This is a genomic window from Streptomyces sp. Ru72 (assembly GCF_002920635.1).
Lineage (GTDB): Bacteria > Actinomycetota > Actinomycetes > Streptomycetales > Streptomycetaceae > Streptomyces.
Genome location: NZ_PQSR01000236.1, coordinates 1 through 1,048, shown reverse-complemented (window position 1 = coordinate 1,048; position 1,048 = coordinate 1). Strand labels below are relative to the sequence as shown.

General features: G+C 74.7%; 1 protein-coding gene. It reads left to right on the top strand.

Annotated features, from left to right (window positions below; all coding sequences use genetic code 11):
- Nucleotides 1–931 (top strand): dihydrolipoamide acetyltransferase family protein (locus tag C3488_RS39655; RefSeq protein ID WP_103845636.1); only part of this gene is annotated, 931 nt, incomplete at its 5' end.
- Nucleotides 932–1,048: the final 117 nt, after the last annotated feature.

Sequence of the window (1,048 nt, the reverse complement as noted above, 5' to 3'; positions counted from 1 at the left end):
CCCCACCGTCCCGGAGCGCCCCGGCGGCCCCGTGCCGGTGATCTCCCCGCTGGTCCGCAGGCTGGCCCGCCAGAACGGCCTTGACCTGCGGCAGTTGAGGGGGTCCGGTCCCGACGGGCTGATCCTGCGGGCGGACGTGGAGGGGGCACTGAGGGCCACGGCGGCCCGCGAGGAGGCGCCGAAGACCGCGATGACCGCTCAGGCAGCCCAGATGGCTCTCCTCGAGCGCCCCGAGTCCCGTGCCGGCACCCGTGTCCCCCTCAAGGGCGTGCGCGGTGCCGTGGCCGACAAGCTTTCCCGGAGCCGGCGCGAGATCCCCGACGCGACCTGCTGGGTGGACGCCGACGCGACCGAGCTGATGCGCGCACGGGCGGCGATGAATGCGACCGGCGGCCCGAAGATCTCCCTGCTCGCGCTGCTGGCCCGCATCTGCACCGCCGCGCTCGCCCGGTTCCCGGAGCTCAACGCCACCGTCGACACGGAGGCCCGGGAGATCGTCCGGCTCGACCAGGTGCACCTGGGGTTCGCCGCGCAGACCGAGCGGGGGCTTGTCGTCCCCGTCGTACGCGACGCGCACGCGCGGGACGTCGAGTCGCTGACCACCGAGTTCGCGCGGCTCACCGAGGCCGCGCGGGCCGGGACCCTCACCCCGGCGGACCTCACCGGCGGGACGTTCACGCTGAACAACTACGGGGTGTTCGGCGTCGACGGCTCGACACCGATCATCAACCATCCCGAGGCGGCCATGCTCGGCGTCGGCCGTATCGTCCCCAAGCCCTGGGTCCACGACGGCGAGCTCGCGGTGCGGCAGGTCGTGCAGCTCTCGCTCACCTTCGACCACCGGGTGTGCGACGGCGGTACGGCAGGCGGCTTCCTGCGGTACGCGGCGGACTGCGTGGAACAGCCGACGGTGCTGCTGCGCACCCTCTGAGCCGACGGCCGAACCCGGCCACCCGCCGAGGACCGGGCCCGGACGCGTCGCCCCGGAGACGGGCCGGTCGGCGCCCTGGTCAGCGAGCCTTCACGCCCGGCCGGCGTCCCCGGGGGG